Origin of the sequence: Paracoccus salsus (assembly GCF_021556615.1) — a bacterium.
Classification (GTDB): Bacteria; Pseudomonadota; Alphaproteobacteria; order Rhodobacterales; family Rhodobacteraceae; genus Paracoccus; species Paracoccus salsus.
The window spans coordinates 423205-439522 of sequence record NZ_JAKGGD010000001.1 but is presented as its reverse complement, the minus strand read 5'-3'; the positions used below and the strand labels follow the sequence as shown (position 1 = coordinate 439522).

The following is a 16318-nucleotide window of genomic DNA, read 5'->3' as shown; positions in this document are numbered from 1 at the left end:
GGGCCGGAGTTACGGCGCTGCAACAGCAAAGCCGCGCAAGACGGCGAGTGGGGAATATGGCAGCGTCCGCATCAGGGCTGAGCTGGGACAGGCTGGCACGCATCAGGCTGCCACGGCGATGGCGGGGCGTCCTGGCCTGGGGCGTGCTGGTCATCGGCGCTATCCTGGTCGCCGCGACCATGACGGTGCTGGGGCCGCTCAGCCACGGCGTGGAAAGCCGCATGCTGCGGCTGATCCTGCTGTTGGACCTTCTTTATCTGATCTGCCTGATCGGTCTTGTGGTCGCGCGGATGGCGCGGCTGATAACGGCGCGTCGAGCCTCGGCGGCGGGGTCGCGCCTGCACGCCCGGCTGGTCACCGTCTTTGTCGGCCTGGCGCTGGTGCCAACCGTCCTGGTGGCATTGTTCGCGGGGCTTCTGGTCAATATCGGCCTGGAAGGCTGGTTCTCGGACCGGGTCCAGCAGGTCGTCATGACATCGCAGGCCGCCGCGGAAGCCTATCAGGAAGAGCATCGCCACGACCTGACCGAGGATGCCCGCGCCCTTGCGGGCGTGCTGACGCAGGCAGGCCGCGCCAACCCGATGATCGACGATGGCGAAATGCGACAGCTTCTGGTGCAGGGGCAGGCGCTGATCCAGCGTGGCCTGCGCGAGGCCTATATCATCAACGGTGCCGGACAGATCCGGGCGCGCGGCGAACGCAGCTACCTGTTCTGGTACGAGGCGCCGGCAAGCGATCAGTTCGACGAGGCGCAAACCGACGGGCTGGTGCTGATCGAGGACTGGCAGAACAACGAATTCCGCGCCTTGGTCGCGTTGCCGCCACTGGCTGACCGCTACCTGTACGTCACCCGCGATGTGGATGGAAATCTGCTGGGGTTGCTGGACGATACGCGCGCAACGGTCGGCGACTACCGGCGGCTCGAGGAAACCCGAGGCCAGGTCCTGTTCGAGTTCTCGCTGGTCTATCTGGGATTTGCCCTGCTGCTGGTCGCGGCCGCCGTCTGGCTGGGTCTGTGGTTCGCGTCGCGACTGTCCCGGCCGATCGGCGCGCTGGCGGTGGCCAGCGAGCAGGTCGGTCGCGGCGATCTGGATGTCCAGGTCCCCGAACCGGACACCGGCGACGAGATCCAGACGCTTGGCGAAAGCTTCAACCGCATGACCCGGCAGTTGAAGGCGCAGCGCGAGGAACTGATCGAAAGCTATCGCGCCAGCGACGAGCAGCGCCGTCTGTTCGTCAACGTGCTGACCTCGGTCACCTCCGGCGTGATCGGACTGGATGCGGCGGGCGAGATCGACTTTGTCAACCGTTCCGCGACCCGGCTGCTGGGGCTGGACCCCAAAAGCGACATCGACGCGCTGCTGTCCGAAGTCGTGCCGGAATTCGCCCCGCTTTTCGAGAAGTTGTCGGCTTCGGTCGCCGAAGCGGTGCAGGACGAGGTGCGATTGTCGCGCGAAGGGCGGGTCGAAAGCCTGCTGGTCCGCATGGCAGTGCGGCGCGGTGCCGCCGGCGGTCTGGAAGGCTATGTCGTGGCCTTCGACGACGTGACCGAACTGGTCAGCGCGCAGCGCATGGCCGCGTGGGGCGACGTCGCCCGCAGGGTCGCGCACGAGATCAAGAATCCGCTGACGCCGATCCAGCTTTCGGCGGAAAGACTGCGCCGGAAATTCGGCCCGCTGGCCGGGCCCGAGGACAAGGCTTCGCTGGATCAGTATGTCGATGTGATCATCCGCCAGACCAGCGATCTGCGCAGGATCGTCGACGAGTTCAGCCGCTTTGCGCGCATGCCGGAGCCGGACCGGGCCGAAACCGATCTTGCCGCCCTGCTGCACGAGACAGTGCTGCTGCAGCAGGACGCGCTGAAAGGCGCCCTCGACGCGCGCATCCCCGATCAGCCGGTGATCGTGGATTGCGACGCCGGAATGCTGCGGCAGGCATTCACCAACCTCATCAAGAACGCCGGCGAGGCGGTCGAGGAACGCGCACAGGACAGTCCCGAGGGCTGGGTGCCGCATATCCAGGTCGAGCTGGCCGCCGACCATGACAGCGTGACCATCCGCATCACCGATAACGGAGCGGGGCTGCCGGCCGACCGGTCACGCCTGTTCGAGCCCTATGTGACCCTGAAGTCCCAGGGCACCGGGCTTGGGCTGCCCATCGTCAAGAAGATCGTCGAGGAACACGGCGGCAGCCTGTCGCTGACCGACGCGCCCGGCCGTGACGGCGCCATGGCCGAGATCCGATTGCCGCGCGAGCGCCACCCGGTGCGCGGCGCCACACGCAGGACCAGACAAGAAAAAGACGAGGCGGGAACGACATGAACGACATTCTGATCGTCGATGACGAGCGCGACATCCGCGAACTGATCGCGGACATCCTGAAGGACGAGGGGTTCGATATCCGGCTGGCGTCCAATTCCGACGAGGCCGTGGCGGCGCTGAACGAGAAGGAACCGGCCCTCATGGTGCTGGATATCTGGCTGAAGGACAGCCGGATGGACGGCATCGACATCCTCAAGCAGGTCAAGCGCAACAATCCGGATGTGCCGGTGATCATCATCTCGGGTCACGGCAACATAGAGATCGCGGTCGCCGCGATCCGGCAGGGTGCCTATGACTTCATCGAGAAGCCTTTCAACATCGACCAGCTGATGGTGGTGGTGAACCGTGCGATGGAGACCAGCCGCCTGCGACGCGAGAACAGCAGCTTGCGTCGTGGCGGGGACCGAGCGACCGAAATGCTGGGCCAGTCGGCCGCGTTCAAGCGGCTGCGCGACAATCTTGACAAGGTGGCCAAGTCGAATGGCCGGGTGATGCTGACCGGCGAGCCCGGATCAGGCAAGGAACTGGCAGCGCGCTATATCCACGCGCACAGCCCGCGTGCCTCGGCGGCCTTCATCACCGTGCCCTGCGCCAGCATCGAACCCGAGCGCATGGAAGAGGTGCTGTTCGGACGCGAAAGCGCCGAGCGTGGCATCGAGCCTGGCCTGCTGGAACAGGCGCATGGCGGGGTGATCTATTTCGACGAGGTCGGCGACATGCCGCTGGGGACCCAGCCCAAGATCCTGCGGGTGCTGACCGAACAGCAGTTCAGCCGCGCCGGAGGCAGCGACAAGGTGCGGGTGGATCTGCGGGTGATCTCATCCACCAACCGGATCCTGACGGCCGAGATCGCGGCCGGCCGGTTCCGGCAGGAACTGTATGACAGGCTGAACGTCGTGCCGGTCGCGGTGCCCTCGCTGGCCGAGCGGCGTGAGGACATCGCGCTGCTGGCCCGGCACTTCATCGAACAGTTCAACAGCACCCAGGGCCTGCCGGCGCGCGAGCTGCCCGAGGAAAGCGTCGCCGCGCTGCAGGCGATGCGATGGCCGGGCAATGTGCGGCAGCTTCGCAACGTGATCGAGCGGGTCCTGATCCTGGCCGAGGAAAGCGGCCCGATCCAGCCGACCGAGCTGGAGCCGCAGGGGACGACGCCCGAGAATGGCGACACGCTGAGTCTGGGGCCGCAGATCACGGCAATGGCGCTGCGCGAGGCGCGCGAGATGTTCGAGCGCGAATACCTGCTGGCTCAGATAAACCGCTTCGGCGGAAATATCAGCCGAACGGCCCAGTTCGTGGGAATGGAACGCAGCGCCCTGCATCGCAAGCTCAAGTCGCTTGGGGTCGTCGGCGGCCTGCGCACTGACGAGGAGATGTTGACCGGCAAGTGACGGGGCCGCTTCCGGCGTCAAGGCGACGCGTATCGGACGGGGAAAATCGAACGTGGTCGGCGACGCACTGCCAATCTAGCGCCGCCGACCACGCCCAAGCCAGCCTGACTGGTGACGGCGTTCGGGGGAAACAAACATGATGCTAGGCGGTGAACGGCGGCGGGAGCAGACGAAACCGCGGCCGGTCACCCTTGGCATTCTCCATCTCCGTTCTGACGGCTGTCTTGGCCCGGGTTGTTTTAAGCGGCAAGGACTCGACATGCGGTCGAGACGAAGCGGCGCGGATTGCCTGATATCAGGATCGCGCGTGACCGGATGCATCTGTGCGATCTGGCGGACAGGATATCGGCATTCGCATTCGGTCGTCTGCCTCATCTCTTTCTGGCTTGGGTCAAGTTTACCCATGGTTAACTATTAAGCGCTAGCTGGTCACGTTTCAAGGGTCGCAGAGCGGACGCCATGATGCTCGGTCGTGACCGCTGCGTGGCCGTGGCGGTGCATGCGAGGATGGTTGCGCGAGACGACGGCGCGCCTTAGGCAAGGATCAAGGCGGTTCGCCGCATCGGCACGAGGGCTGGGATGAAGATCATCATCTGCGGGACGGGACAGGTCGGCTGGCAGATCGCCCGGCATCTGTCAGGCGAACGAAACGACGTGACGGTCATCGACAACAACAGCGAGCTGGTCCGCCGGGCGACCGATGCTCTGGATGTGCAGGGAGTCACCGGATTTGCCAGCCATCCAGACGTGCTGGACAGGGCCGGGGCGCGCGACGCGGACCTGATCATCGCCGCGACCTATTCGGATGAGGTGAACATGGTCACCTGCCAGGTCGCGCATTCGGTCTTCCAGATCCCCCGCAAGATCGCCCGACTGCGCAGCAGCGCCTATCTGGACGCGATCTATTCCGATCTCTACCGCACCGATCACCTGCCTATCGACGTGGTCATCAGCCCCGAACGCGAGGTCGCCAAGGCCGCGCTGCAACGCCTGTCAGCCCCCTCGACCTTCGATGTCGAGACGTTTCTGGGCGGCAAGATGCATCTGCTGGGCATCCTGCTGGAAGAGGATTGCCCGGCGCTGAACACCCCGCTGCGGCAACTGAACGAGATTTTCTCCAGCCTGCGCGCGATCGTGACGGGCGTGCGGCGCGACCGGCGGCTGTTCGCACCCGAGGCGGGCGATCAGTTGTTCGCGGGCGACCAGATCTATATCTTCAGTCATGCCGAGGATGTGAACCGGACGCTCGAGATCTTCGGCAAGCCGCCGCAAAAACAGGAACGCGTGGTCATTATCGGTGCAGGCAATGTGGGCCTGGCCGTTGCGCGGACGCTGGAAGCTCGGGCTGACCGGATCCGGGCCAAGCTGATCGAACGCGACAGGGCGCGCGCAGAATACGCCGCCGACCGGCTGGAACGGACCATCGTGCTGAACGGTGACGGATTGTCGGCGGAACTGCTGGAAGAGGCCGCCGTGCCTAGCGCCGATGCGGTGCTTGCCGTGACCGACGACGACAAGACGAATATCCTTGCAGCGGTCCGGGCCAAGCAGGCCGGCGCCAAGATGGCCATCTCGCTCATCAACGACCCGACGCTGGTGCCACTGATGGGGGCGCTGGATATCGATGCCTACATCAATCCGCGCGCCACCACGGTTTCGACCATTCTGCGCCATATCCGGCATGGCCGCGTGCGCGACATCTACTCGATCGGGGACGCCGAGGCCGAGGTGATGGAGGCGCAGGTGCTGTCGACCTCGCCGATGTCGGGGCGGGCGATCCGCGATATCGAGTTTCCCGAGGGCGTGCTGATCGGCGCGGTGCAGAAGGGCGACCGCATCATCAAGCCGTCGTCCGACACCCGCATCGAAGAGGGCGATCTCGTGCTGATCTTCGCGCTGACCAAGGACGTGCCGGAGGTCGAGCGCCTTCTGCAGGTCTCGATCGACTTCTTCTGAGGCCGCGCCGTTGTCGCCGCTCATGCGCCAACCCTTCCTGGTCCAGCTGTCCGTCATCGCGGCGCTGTCGATGCTGGTTCCCGCAGCCTATGCCTCGGTGGTGAACGAGAACGCGATCGCGCGCCATTTCTTCTATTCGGCGCTGATGATCCTGATCCTCTCGGGGATGATCGGGCTGGCGACGATTGCCAATCCGCGCCGCGGCCGGGCCCGCGACACGTTGCTGAGCATGCTGGCGGCCATGGCGTTGCTGCCGCTGATCCTTGCGGTGCCCTTTGCCGAAAGTCTGCCCGATACCGGGATGTTCAACGCCTGGTGGGAGATGGTGTCGTCGCTGACCACCACCGGCGCGTCGCTGTATTCCGCAGATCTGCTGCCCGCGCCGCTGCATCTGTGGCGCGCGCTGGTCGGCTGGATGGGCGGGTTCTTCATGCTGGTGTCGGCCATTGCCGTCCTCGCGCCTCTTCGGGTGGGCGGGTTCGAGATCATGTCCAGTCCCTATGGTCGCGATGAGCGGTTCCAGAAGCTTCCCGAATCGTCCGACCCGCGCGCGTTGCAGCCGCATCTGTCCGCGCCGGAATTCCGCACCGAACTGAACGATCCCGCCTTTCGACTGCTGCGCAGCGCCCAGAAAGTGCTGCCCGTCTATGCCGGTCTGACCCTGCTGATGTGGCTTGTCCTGCTGCTGCTTGGCGACGACTCGCTGGTGGCGCTGTGCCGCGCGATGGGCACGCTGGCGACCAGCGGGATTTCGCCGGTCATCGGGCCGGCCGGCGAAAGCTCGGGTGTGGCCGGCGAGATGGTGGTGTTCCTGTTCCTGATCCCGGCCCTGTCGCGACGCTTCTGGCCGGGCGGCGGAGAACTGCGCGCGACCGAGCGCATGATCGAGGATCCCGAACTGAAGATGGCGGCCGGACTGGTGACGCTGGTCACCCTCGTGCTGTTCATGCGGCATTTCCTGGGCGCGATCGAGGCTGCCGGCGAGGGTCCGGCCGCGCCCCTCATCATGGCCGATCTGCGGAACGCGCTGTCGGCTTTCTGGGGCGGGCTTTTCAATGCCCTCAGCTATCTGACCACGACGGGCTGGAACTCGGTGGATTGGCAGGGTTCGCGCGCATGGTCCGGGCTGACCTCTCCCGGCCTGATCCTGGCGGGGCTGGCGATGATGGGCGGCGGGGTCGCCACCACCGCGGGCGGCGTCAAGCTGCTGCGGGTCTATGCGCTGGCCCGGCACGGAGAGCGCGAGATGGAGCGGATCATCCATCCCAGTTCGGTCGCAGGCGGCGGGCGGATTGCGCGTCGGCTGCGCCGCGAAGGCGCTTATCTGGCGTTCATCTTCTTCATGCTGTTTGCCATGTCCATCGCGGTCACCGTCGCGCTGGTGTCGATCAAGCAGATCGAGTTCGAAACGGCGACGATCCTGTCGATCGCCGCGCTGACCAATACCGGCCCGCTTGCCGCCGCGATCCCGCTGACTCCGGCCTTTGACGGCACCGCCGGAATCGCCTCGGCGCCGTGGCAGGGCTGGTCGGGCCTGCCGGCGATGACCAAGACGATCCTGGCCTTCGCGATGATCGTGGGGCGGCTGGAAACGCTGGCCATCATCGCGCTGTTCTCGCCGGATTTCTGGCGCCGCTAGGCTGCGTCGACGGGGATCCTGTTCCGGGCGCGATACGGCACGGCACTTTCAGCGACAGCCGCAGCCGGGCCCGTGCGATTGATTTTTCCCTGGTCCGCCCGATCTTGCATGGCCCCGTTGGCTGACATAGATGTTGGGAAAGCCTCAGGAAACCACCAGCAGGACAGTGCGTATGGCCAATGACAAGCAGAATTTGCAGGATGCCTTTCTGAACCACGTCCGCAAGGCGAAAGTGCCGGTGACGATTTTCCTTATAAATGGCGTCAAGCTTCAGGGCGTGATCACCTGGTTCGACAATTTCTGCGTCCTTCTGCGTCGGGACGGCCAGTCGCAGCTGGTCTACAAGCACGCGATCAGCACGATCATGCCGGGCCAGCCGATTTCGCTTTACGAAAGCGAGGACTGATTGGCCGAACCGACCGCGACCGAGGCGCGTCCCACGCGCGCCTTCGTGATCCATCCCGATCTGGGTCATTCCCGCACCCAGCGACGGCTGCCCGAAAACGCGCTGGACGAAGCCGTTGCCCTGGCTCGGGCGCTGCCGGGAACCGAGATCGTCGGCGCCGAGGTCGCACGGCTGCGCGATCCCAATCCTGGCACGCTGTTCGGCAAGGGCAAGCTGGCCGAGATCGGTGACAGGCTGCGCGATGCAGAGGCCGAGCTTGTGCTGGTCGATGGTCCCGTCACGCCCGTTCAGCAGCGCAATCTGGAGAAGGACTGGGACGTCAAGCTTCTGGACCGGACCGGCCTGATCCTCGAGATCTTCGCCGACAGGGCGCGCACCCGCGAAGGTGTGTTGCAGGTCGAACTGGCCGCGCTGTCCTATCAGCGCACGAGGCTGGTTCGCGCGTGGACCCATCTTGAACGCCAGCGCGGCGGGTTGGGCTTCGTTGGCGGACCCGGCGAGACGCAGATCGAGGCCGACCGCCGGGCTATCGACGACCAGATGACGCGACTGCGGCGGCAGCTTGAGCGAGTGGTCAAGACGCGCACGCTGCACCGTGCCGCCCGCGCCCGGGTTCCTTACCCGATCGTGGCACTGGTCGGATATACCAACGCAGGCAAGTCGACGCTGTTCAACCGCATGACCGGCGCCGAGGTGATGGCCAAGGACATGCTGTTCGCGACCCTGGACCCGACCATGCGCGCCGTGCGCCTGCCCGATGCCGGTGGCGGCGGCGGCGGTCGCAAGATCATTCTTTCCGATACCGTCGGCTTCATCAGCGACCTGCCGACCGAACTGGTCGCGGCGTTCCGCGCCACGCTTGAGGAAGTTCTCGAGGCCGACCTGATCCTGCATGTGCGCGACATCAGCCACCCGGAAACCGAGGAACAGGCGGCCGACGTGGCCGAGATCCTGGACAGCCTGGGCGTGGATGAAGACGTCGAACTGATCGAGGTCTGGAACAAGATCGACGCGCTGAGCGCCGACACCCGGGCCGCCTTGCGCCGCACCGATGCCCGTACCGAAGGCGTCCAGGCCGTCAGCGCCCTGACGGGCGAGGGCATGGAGGATCTTGTCCGGGCCATCGACGCGCATCTGTCCAGAGCCCTCGACGAGCCGCGACATGCGGCCGCCGTGACCCTTGATTTCGCGGACGGGCGCCGTCGCGCCTGGCTTCACGAGGCCGGCGTGGTCGAGCGCGAGGAGGCGGGGGAAAACGGGCTGGTCCTGCACCTGAACTGGACGGCGCGGCAGCAGGCGGGCTTCGAGGCACTGGAGCAGCCCGAAGACTGACGGCCTCCCCGGGAACCGGTTCCGGGATATGTGGCGCAACGCAAAGGCTGGCAAGGCATGGACTGGAACGAGAGGTTCGGCGACGAAAGCTATCATTACGGCGAAGCCCCGGCGACGTTCGTAAAAACCCATATGAGGCATCTGGGCGACGCGGCGCGGGTGCTGACCATCGCCGAGGGAGAGGGGCGCAACGCCGTCTGGCTGGCCGCCCAGGGCTATCGGGTGACGGCTGTCGAACCGACAGAGGCAGGCCGCAGGAAGGCGCTGGACCTGGCTGCGCGGCACGCTGTGTCGATCGAGTGGCGGGCAGAGGACCTGGCCGAATTTGCCTGGCCGGACGAAGCCTTCGACGCCGCTCTTGGTTGCTTCTTCCAGTTCGCCGGGCCCGAATTCAGGGCGCGTATTCTCGTCGGCCTGGGCCGTTCCGTGCGGCCCGGGGGGCAGGTGTTTCTGCACGGCTTCAGCACGCGACAAATGGCCAACAGTTCGGGAGGGCCCAGGGTCGAGGCCCAGTTGTGGACCGTGCCGATGATCCTTGCGTCGTTTCCCGGCTGGCAGGTGATCCGCGCCGAAGACCATGACGCGATTCTGGATGAGGGGCAGGGCCATGCCGGGCTTGCAGCCCTGATCGACGTGATCGTGAAAAAACCGGCCTAGGCAGGCATTTCATGCGCCCAGGGCGGGTTGGCGCCGGGCCGCGAGACCGTGATTGCGGCGGCCTGTGCGCCAAGCGTCAAGGCGGCACGGATCTGATCAGCGGTGATCGCGCCGAGCCCGTCCTTTGACAGCACGCCCTGGCGGCGCAGGCTGGCCAGCACGCCCGCATTGAAGGTATCGCCCGCCCCGATCGTGTCGGCCACGCTGGTTCTGACGGCGGGGGCGATGACTGTCTCTCCGGACCAGTATGCGCGCGCGCCCGACGCCCCGCCGGTCTGGAGGACGAGTTTCGGCCCGGCCTCATGCAGCCTCTTCGCGGCCTCGTCATGGGCCAGGTCCGGATAGAGCCAGTCCAGATCGTCCCCCGACAGCTTGACGATGTCGGTCATCGGCAGCAGGCGATCAAGCCGGGCGCGAAAGGCGTCGGCGTCCGTGATGAAGAACGGCCGGATGTTGGGGTCGATCATCACCGGCAGCCGTTCGCGGTTCTGCGCGGTCAGCGCTTCGATCGCCGCGCCGCACGGATCGGGCACAAGGCTGATCCCCCCGATGAACAGCGCTTCGATGTCGTCGGGCAACGGGGGCAGATCCTCGGGCGACAGCATCCGGCCGGCGGACCCCTCGTCGTAGAAGGAATAGCGTGCGTCACCGTCGTTGAGCGTCACCACCGCCAGCGTGGTCAACCGATCCGAGCGCGGGCAAAGGCTGGTGTCGACGCCAGCCTCGACGAGCGGTTCCAGCAAGACATCGCCAAAGGCATCGCGGCTGATCGGCCACAAATAGGCCGTCGGTTCGCCCAGGCGCCCCAGCGCGACGGTCGTGTTATAGACCGCGCCGCCCGCAAGGGGCCGGAACATGCCATCTGACGGCACCATGTCGATCAGCGATTCGCCCGCGCACAGGATCATGACTCGTCCCTTTCACCCTAATAGCCCTGGATCACATGGTCCGCGCCCGGTATGCCCGCGCCCGGTGGCACGCCAGCGTCCAGCTGGATGTAACCCGCTGCATGGGCGAAATACAGGAAAACCGCTAGCGCAACCAGCGCCACGGCAATCGCGGCCGCGATTTTCCAGACAGACCACGGACGATCGCCCAGCACGCGCCCGGACTGTCCGTTGACCAGGAAGCGATAGCTTTTCCCGTTATAGCGATATGCGGCCGTCCAGACGGGCAGAAGAACATGCTTGAAGGTTTCGTTGCTGTATTCCGTGCGGATCTGCGCGACGCGCTGTTCGTCGCCGCCGATATCGCGGCGCGCGTCGTTGTGGATCACGGCTGCCATATGCTGGCGCGCGGTGCCATGACCGTCAGAGAGCGGGATGGTGTAGCCCTCGGCCTCGAACCCGGACAGATAGCCGGGACGATAGGGGCGCAGATGCGACAGGTCCCACGGCGTCAGACCATCGGAGAAACGTCGCGGCAGCGAGGCAGACGCCAGCACCAGGACATCATTGAAGTCACGCGCGACATGGCCCGATGCTGCGCGCCAGCGAATCCGGCGCACCTGCTGTGCGACACGCTGGCTGCGGCCGTTGACCTGCCGCGTCACGTAGACGGTTTCGTGATACGCATCGCCGCGCTGGCCTGAATACGCCGATCGCGTTCGCGCGTCGAACGTCCAGTAAGGCGTATAGATGCCGCGCATCTTGCGCCCGCGCCGTGCATAGGCAACGAGGCCGGATGGCGCAAACCATAGCCGACCCAGCCAGTCCTCCATCGCCGCATGAGCCTGCGCCTCGCTCAGCAGGAATGGCAGCAGGCCTTGCGGCTTGATGCGTCGCGCGGCCCCGGTGTCGGCGACGACGGGCGTGGCGCAGAAGGGGCAGGCGCTGGCGTGGCTGGCACCCGCCATCTGGATGCGCGCGCCGCAATTGGGGCAGGCGAGGCTGCGCGTTTCCTCGGCCAGATCGGATGTGGAATCCAGATGCAAGCCCTGTTCCAGCGGCAATTCGACCAGTTCCGGCGATTTGTGCCCGGCGTCCCATTGCAGCGCCCGTCCCGCCGGGGGGGCGATGACGATCGCCGCATCGCCGACCGCGCCCTCGCCGATGCGCTGCCGATGTCCGCAATAGTCGCAGATCAGCGCCTGCTGACCCGGGCGGAAACGCAGGCTGGCCCCACAGTTCTCGCAGGGGTAGCGGTACTCGGTCGGCGGCGAGCTCATGGTCAGCCGGGCAAGGGCGGCGGCATGGTGGTGAACAACTGCGCCAGCTCCGGGACGTCATCCGCCTGCATCCAGCCGTCCTGACCTGGCGTCCAGACCAGCGTCTCGCGCGCGAACCTGCCCTCGGTCGCCATGCGGCCCAGATGTCCGCGACCGTAAGGCCCCTGTGCCGCGCCGTCCAGCGCGACATGCCAGACCGTCTCGACCTGCTTGCCGGGCAAGGGGGGCGGCGCCCCGGCCGTGACCGTTGCGGGCTGGCCCTGGGAAACAGCCTGGGGACCCCAGGGGCCGGGGCGCGCCATGCCCATGCCCATCGCGGCCCCCATCGCCGCGCCCATGCCGGCCCCGGCGCCGCCGGTGTTCTGGCTGGCGTTCAACATCGCTTCGCTGGCGGCGTATTGGCCGAAGCGGTCAAGATCGCCGATGATCCCCATGGAGGTCCGCTTGTCCAGCGCCTTCTCGACCGCTTCGGGCATGCTGATATTCTCGATATAGAATTCGGGGATCGTCAGCCCGTATGCGGCGATCACCGGCTCGATCGCCTTGGCGACCATCCTGCCCAACTGGTCGGTGTTCGCCGCCATGTCCAGCACCGGGATGCCGGACCCCGCGATCATGCGCGAGAATTCCTGCGTGATCACGTTGCGGATTTGGAAACTGATCTCGTCGCGGGTGAATTCGCCGTCGGTGCCGACAATTTCGGACATGAACCGCGCCGGCTGGGTCACGCGCATCGAATAGGTTCCGAAGGCGCGCAGGCGGACGGGACCGAATTCAGGGTCGCGCGCGATCACCGGGTTCTTGGTGCCCCATTTCAGGTCGGTGAATCGCGTCGTGTTGACGTAGTAGATTTCCGACTTGAACGGGCTGCGGAACCCGTGATCCCAGTGCTGCAGCCGCGTCAGGATCGGCATGTTGTTGGTTTCCAGCAGATAGAGGCCGGGGCCGAACACATCCGCCAGTTGTCCCTCATGGACGAAGACGGCAGCCTGTCCTTCGCGGACGGTCAGCTTGGCGCCATATTTGATCGCCTTGCCGACGGTGGGGAAGCGGTAGACCATCGTGTCGCGGCTGTCATCTGTCCATTCGATGATCTCGATGAACTCGCCGCCGAGAATGTCGAAGATGCTCATGCGATGAGCCTTTCCTGCCTGGGCCGTGCCGAGGGCATTCAGGGCCGGGACGGGCGGATTGTCAATCGCCGCGGGCCGATCGTCGGGTCGCGCATGCGCGCCTCAGCCCTGCGGTGCGGACAGCGCAGCGAGCCAGCTTCGCAACGCCGCCAGGCTTTCCGGCTCGTCCAGCCAGGGCACATGGGCGCGGCCCGGGATCTCGGCATGGATCAGGTCCGGGCGGCGGCGCTGCATCTCGAGCGCGACCTCTGGCGACAGCAGGTCGGAATTCGCGCCGCGGATCAGCGCGACCGGCAGGCCGGCCGTGGCGTCCCAGAGTGGCCAGAGATCGGGGGACTCGTCCGCGAATGCGGCAAGGAATGCCTCGCGCAGGGCGGGATCATAGCGGATCCGCAGCCCGTCGGGCGTTTCGGCATAGTGCCTCTGTGCGTCGGCCAGCCAGCGGCCTTCCGGCACATCGGCAAAGCCCGGCATCGCAGCGGGCAGTTTCGCGGCCAGCTCTGCATGCGTCGCCGCTTTCGGATTGCGGCCGACATAGTCCATGATCCGCTCAAGCCCGCCGCGATCGATCACCGGACCGACATCGTTGAGGCACAACCCCAGCAGGCGGTCATGAGCCACCGCCGCCAGCAGAAGCCCGATCAGTCCGCCGCGCGATGTGCCCAGCACCGCGGCCTGGCCGATCCCCAGATGATCCAGCAGGGCCAGCGCGTCGCGCCCTTCCTGAGGGACGTTGTAGGTGTCGGGGCCGGTCCAGTCCGACTGCCCGCGCCCACGATAATCCATGCGGATCAAACGCAGATCGGGCAGATGCGGGGCGAGATAGTCGAAATCCGCCATGTTGCGCGTCAGACCGGCCAGGCACAGCACGGGCAGGCCTGCGCCCTGGTCGCGATAGGCGATGCGTGCGCCATCCTCGGTGGTGAAGAACCGTGTCATGAAACTCTCCCTGGATTGCGCGGCGGTTCTGTTTCGGCAGCCTGTGGGACCTCGCTGATCCCCGGTCTTGCACTGTGCGCCAGCGTTGCGCTGACGGACAGGGAAAGCGACGCCAGGAACGAGCCGATGGCGACCGTCACGACAACGTCGAAGACTTGCCGTCGGGACAGTGTCCGCCTGCCACTGACCCGCGGCAACAGGATCAACGGGGCATGGGCCAGCCCGGCCGACAGCAGCGTCTCGGCCAGCCCGGGCCGGTTCCTCATCGCGGCGGCGGACAGCGTTTCGATGGCGAACTCCAAGCGACGGTCGGGAGGTTACAGGTTCTCGCTTTGCGGCATGCCCAGCACGTGGTAGCCGCCATCGACCGTCACGATCTCGCCGGTGGTGCAGGCGCCCCAGTCAGAAAGCAGCCAGCAGGCGGTACCGCCGATCGCCTCGAGCGTGGCGTTGGCGCGCAGTGGCGCGTTCGCCTCGGTATGGCGAAACGTCTTGCGCGCGCCGCCGATCGCTGCGCCGGCCAGCGTCTTCATTGGGCCCGGAGAGATCGCATTGACGCGGATGCCGTCGGGACCCAGATCATTGGCCAGATAGCGGACGCTGGATTCAAGGGCCGCCTTGGCCACGCCCATGACGTTGTAGAAAGGTGTTACCCGGTTCGACCCGCCATAGGTCAGCGTGATGATCGATCCGCCCCCCTGATCGTTGGCGGTCATCATCGGATGTGCGCGCCGCGCGACTTCGATCAGCGAATAGCAGCTGATGTCCAGGCTGCGCTTGAAGTTGGCGCGGCTGGTGTTCATGAACCGGCCCGTCAGCTCATCCTTGCTGGAAAAGGCGATGGCATGGATCAGGAAATCCAGCCGGCCCCAGCGCTTGGCGATGGTTGCGAACGCGGCGTCCAGCGAGGCGTCGTCGCCGACATCCACATCGACAAGCAGATCCGATCCGACCGAAGCAGCCAGAGGCTCTACCCGCTTGCCGAAGGCCTCGCCCTGATAGCTGAAGGCCAATTCCGCACCCTCGGCGGCGGCGGCCCGTGCGATGCCCCACGCGATGGAGCGCTCATTGGCGACCCCCATCACAAGCCCGCGCTTGTTCTTCAGAAGATCGCCCATGTTCTGCCCTCTGCGTCGTTTTATTATGTTATTCCAGATATCTGGACATCAACAGCGTGGCGTTGGTGCCACCGAAGCCAAAGCTGTTCGACAGCACCGAATCCAGACCCGCGTCGTCCACCCGGCTGGTGGCAATCTCGCTTGGCTGCAACTCGGGGTCCAGTGTCTGCACATTCGCCGAGGCGGCGATGAAGTCATGCTGCAACATCAGCAGGCAATAGATCGCCTCGTGGACGCCGGTCGCGCCAAGGCTGTGACCGGTCAGCGATTTGGTGGAACTGACCGGCGGCGTGCTTCCTTCGCCAAAGACGCGGCGCAGGGCCTTGATCTCGCCCAGATCGCCGACCGGGGTCGAGGTGCCGTGGGCGTTGACATAGCTGACCTTGCGCCCCTCGGGCAGCGTCGCCAGCGCGACCCGCATCGACCGTTCGCCACCCTCGCCGGACGGCGCGACCATGTCATAGCCGTCGCTGGTGGCGCCGTAGCCGGTCACCTCGGCATAGATCTTGGCGCCGCGCGCCTTGGCGTGTTCCAGTTCTTCCAGCACGACGACACCGCCGCCGCCCGCGATCACGAACCCGTCGCGGGTCGCGTCATAGGGGCGCGAGGCTGTTTCGGGCGTATCGTTGTATTTCGACGACATCGCACCCATCGCGTCGAACAGGCAGGACAGGGTCCAGTCCAGCTCCTCGCCGCCGCCGGCAAAGACGATGTCCTGCTTGCCCATCTGGATCTGCTCGACGCCGTTGCCGATGCAATGCGCGCTGGTCGAACAGGCCGAGGTGATCGAATAGTTCACGCCCTTGATCTTGAACGGCGTGGCCAGGCAGGCCGAGTTGGTCGAGGACATGCAGCGCGTGACCATGAACGGGCCCATGCGCTTGGGCGCGCCCTTTTCGATGACGATCTGATGGGCTTCGAAGAAGTTCGACGTGGAGGGTCCGCCCGATCCCATGATCAGCCCGCTGCGCGGGTTCGACACGTCGCTGTCCTCGAGCCCGCTATCCTTGATCGCCTGTTCCATGGCGATGAAGTTGTAGGCCGCACCCGGCCCCATGAAGCGCAGGTTGCGCTTGTCGATATGATCCTCGAGCACGATCTGCGGCATGCCGTGGATCTGGCTGCGGAAGCCGTGTTCGGCATATTCGGGCGCAAAGACGATGCCCGAGCGTCCGGTGCGCAGGCTGTCGGTTACCTCGGCTGCGTTGTTGCCGATGGGCGAAACGATGCCGAGCCCGGTGATGACGACGCGTCGCATGGGA

14 protein-coding genes are annotated in these 16318 nt (G+C 65.8%); 7 read left to right on the top strand and 7 right to left on the bottom strand.

Annotated elements, in window-relative coordinates; all coding sequences use genetic code 11:
* Nucleotides 1-56: 56 nt before the first annotated feature.
* The 7 genes from L1965_RS02180 to L1965_RS02150 all read left to right on the top strand — a co-directional run bounded on the left by L1965_RS02180 (nt 57) and on the right by L1965_RS02150 (nt 9699).
* Nucleotides 57-2321, top strand: coding sequence for a sensor histidine kinase NtrY-like (locus L1965_RS02180; RefSeq protein ID WP_235754760.1), 2265 nt, complete (start codon nt 57-59; stop codon nt 2319-2321).
* Nucleotides 2318-3709, top strand: coding sequence for a nitrogen assimilation response regulator NtrX (gene ntrX / locus L1965_RS02175; protein WP_235754759.1), 1392 nt, complete (start codon nt 2318-2320; stop codon nt 3707-3709). The genes L1965_RS02180 and ntrX overlap by 4 nt, the downstream gene beginning before the upstream one ends.
* Before the next feature lie 579 nt (nt 3710-4288).
* Nucleotides 4289-5665: a Trk system potassium transporter TrkA gene (gene trkA, locus L1965_RS02170; protein ID WP_235754758.1), complete on the top strand. Its 1377-nt coding sequence runs from the start codon at nt 4289-4291 to the stop codon at nt 5663-5665.
* 22 nt (nt 5666-5687) lie between these two features.
* Entirely contained in the window at nt 5688-7304 is a 1617-nt protein-coding gene (locus tag L1965_RS02165; protein ID WP_235754757.1) for a potassium transporter TrkG, read from the top strand.
* Between the two features lie 172 nt (nt 7305-7476).
* Nucleotides 7477-7710: an RNA chaperone Hfq gene (gene hfq, locus L1965_RS02160; protein ID WP_235754756.1), complete on the top strand. Its 234-nt coding sequence runs from the start codon at nt 7477-7479 to the stop codon at nt 7708-7710.
* Nucleotides 7711-9042, top strand: a complete 1332-nt coding sequence (gene hflX / locus L1965_RS02155) for a GTPase HflX (protein WP_235754755.1) — start codon at nt 7711-7713, stop codon at nt 9040-9042.
* A gap of 57 nt (nt 9043-9099) precedes the next feature.
* Nucleotides 9100-9699: a class I SAM-dependent methyltransferase gene (locus L1965_RS02150; protein WP_235754754.1), complete on the top strand. Its 600-nt coding sequence runs from the start codon at nt 9100-9102 to the stop codon at nt 9697-9699.
* Here L1965_RS02150 and L1965_RS02145 read toward each other — a convergent pair.
* The 7 genes from L1965_RS02145 to fabB all read right to left on the bottom strand — a co-directional run bounded on the left by L1965_RS02145 (nt 9696) and on the right by fabB (nt 16314).
* Nucleotides 9696-10607 (bottom strand): carbohydrate kinase family protein, encoded by a 912-nt coding sequence (locus L1965_RS02145; RefSeq protein WP_235754753.1) that lies wholly within the window; start codon nt 10605-10607, stop codon nt 9696-9698. The genes L1965_RS02150 and L1965_RS02145 overlap by 4 nt on opposite strands.
* Nucleotides 10608-10624: 17 nt before the next feature.
* Nucleotides 10625-11866: a TFIIB-type zinc ribbon-containing protein gene (locus L1965_RS02140; RefSeq protein WP_235754752.1), complete on the bottom strand. Its 1242-nt coding sequence runs from the start codon at nt 11864-11866 to the stop codon at nt 10625-10627.
* A gap of 2 nt (nt 11867-11868) precedes the next feature.
* Nucleotides 11869-12999, bottom strand: coding sequence for an SPFH domain-containing protein (locus L1965_RS02135; RefSeq protein WP_235754751.1), 1131 nt, complete (start codon nt 12997-12999; stop codon nt 11869-11871).
* A gap of 102 nt (nt 13000-13101) precedes the next feature.
* Nucleotides 13102-13938, bottom strand: coding sequence for an alpha/beta fold hydrolase (locus L1965_RS02130; protein ID WP_235754750.1), 837 nt, complete (start codon nt 13936-13938; stop codon nt 13102-13104).
* Nucleotides 13935-14240 carry a DUF421 domain-containing protein gene (locus L1965_RS02125; RefSeq protein ID WP_235754749.1) on the bottom strand — a complete coding sequence of 102 codons (306 nt, stop codon included), beginning with the start codon at nt 14238-14240 and terminating at the stop codon, nt 13935-13937. Before L1965_RS02125 ends, L1965_RS02130 begins: the two co-directional genes overlap by 4 nt.
* 15 nt (nt 14241-14255) lie before the next feature.
* Nucleotides 14256-15056 carry an enoyl-ACP reductase FabI gene (locus tag L1965_RS02120; RefSeq protein ID WP_235754748.1) on the bottom strand — a complete coding sequence of 267 codons (801 nt, stop codon included), beginning with the start codon at nt 15054-15056 and terminating at the stop codon, nt 14256-14258.
* 28 nt (nt 15057-15084) lie between these two features.
* A complete protein-coding gene (gene fabB / locus L1965_RS02115; RefSeq protein WP_235754747.1) occupies nt 15085-16314 on the bottom strand; it encodes a beta-ketoacyl-ACP synthase I in 1230 nt (409 codons plus the stop codon).
* Between the last annotated feature and the right edge of the window lie 4 nt (nt 16315-16318).

Bases quoted from the DNA above. Each gene is read 5' to 3' on its own strand.
- L1965_RS02130 (WP_235754750.1), bottom strand. From the start codon at position 13,938: ATGACACGGTTCTTCACCACCGAGGATGGCGCACGCATCGCCTATCGC.
- L1965_RS02180 (WP_235754760.1), top strand. From the start codon at position 57: ATGGCAGCGTCCGCATCAGGGCTGAGCTGGGACAGGCTGGCACGCATC.
- L1965_RS02120 (WP_235754748.1), bottom strand. From the start codon at position 15,056: ATGGGCGATCTTCTGAAGAACAAGCGCGGGCTTGTGATGGGGGTCGCC.
- L1965_RS02145 (WP_235754753.1), bottom strand. From the start codon at position 10,607: ATGATCCTGTGCGCGGGCGAATCGCTGATCGACATGGTGCCGTCAGAT.
- L1965_RS02165 (WP_235754757.1), top strand. From the start codon at position 5,688: ATGCGCCAACCCTTCCTGGTCCAGCTGTCCGTCATCGCGGCGCTGTCG.
- fabB (WP_235754747.1), bottom strand. From the start codon at position 16,314: ATGCGACGCGTCGTCATCACCGGGCTCGGCATCGTTTCGCCCATCGGC.
- L1965_RS02135 (WP_235754751.1), bottom strand. From the start codon at position 12,999: ATGAGCATCTTCGACATTCTCGGCGGCGAGTTCATCGAGATCATCGAA.
- ntrX (WP_235754759.1), top strand. From the start codon at position 2,318: ATGAACGACATTCTGATCGTCGATGACGAGCGCGACATCCGCGAACTG.
- trkA (WP_235754758.1), top strand. From the start codon at position 4,289: ATGAAGATCATCATCTGCGGGACGGGACAGGTCGGCTGGCAGATCGCC.
- hfq (WP_235754756.1), top strand. From the start codon at position 7,477: ATGGCCAATGACAAGCAGAATTTGCAGGATGCCTTTCTGAACCACGTC.
- L1965_RS02140 (WP_235754752.1), bottom strand. From the start codon at position 11,866: ATGAGCTCGCCGCCGACCGAGTACCGCTACCCCTGCGAGAACTGTGGG.
- L1965_RS02150 (WP_235754754.1), top strand. From the start codon at position 9,100: ATGGACTGGAACGAGAGGTTCGGCGACGAAAGCTATCATTACGGCGAA.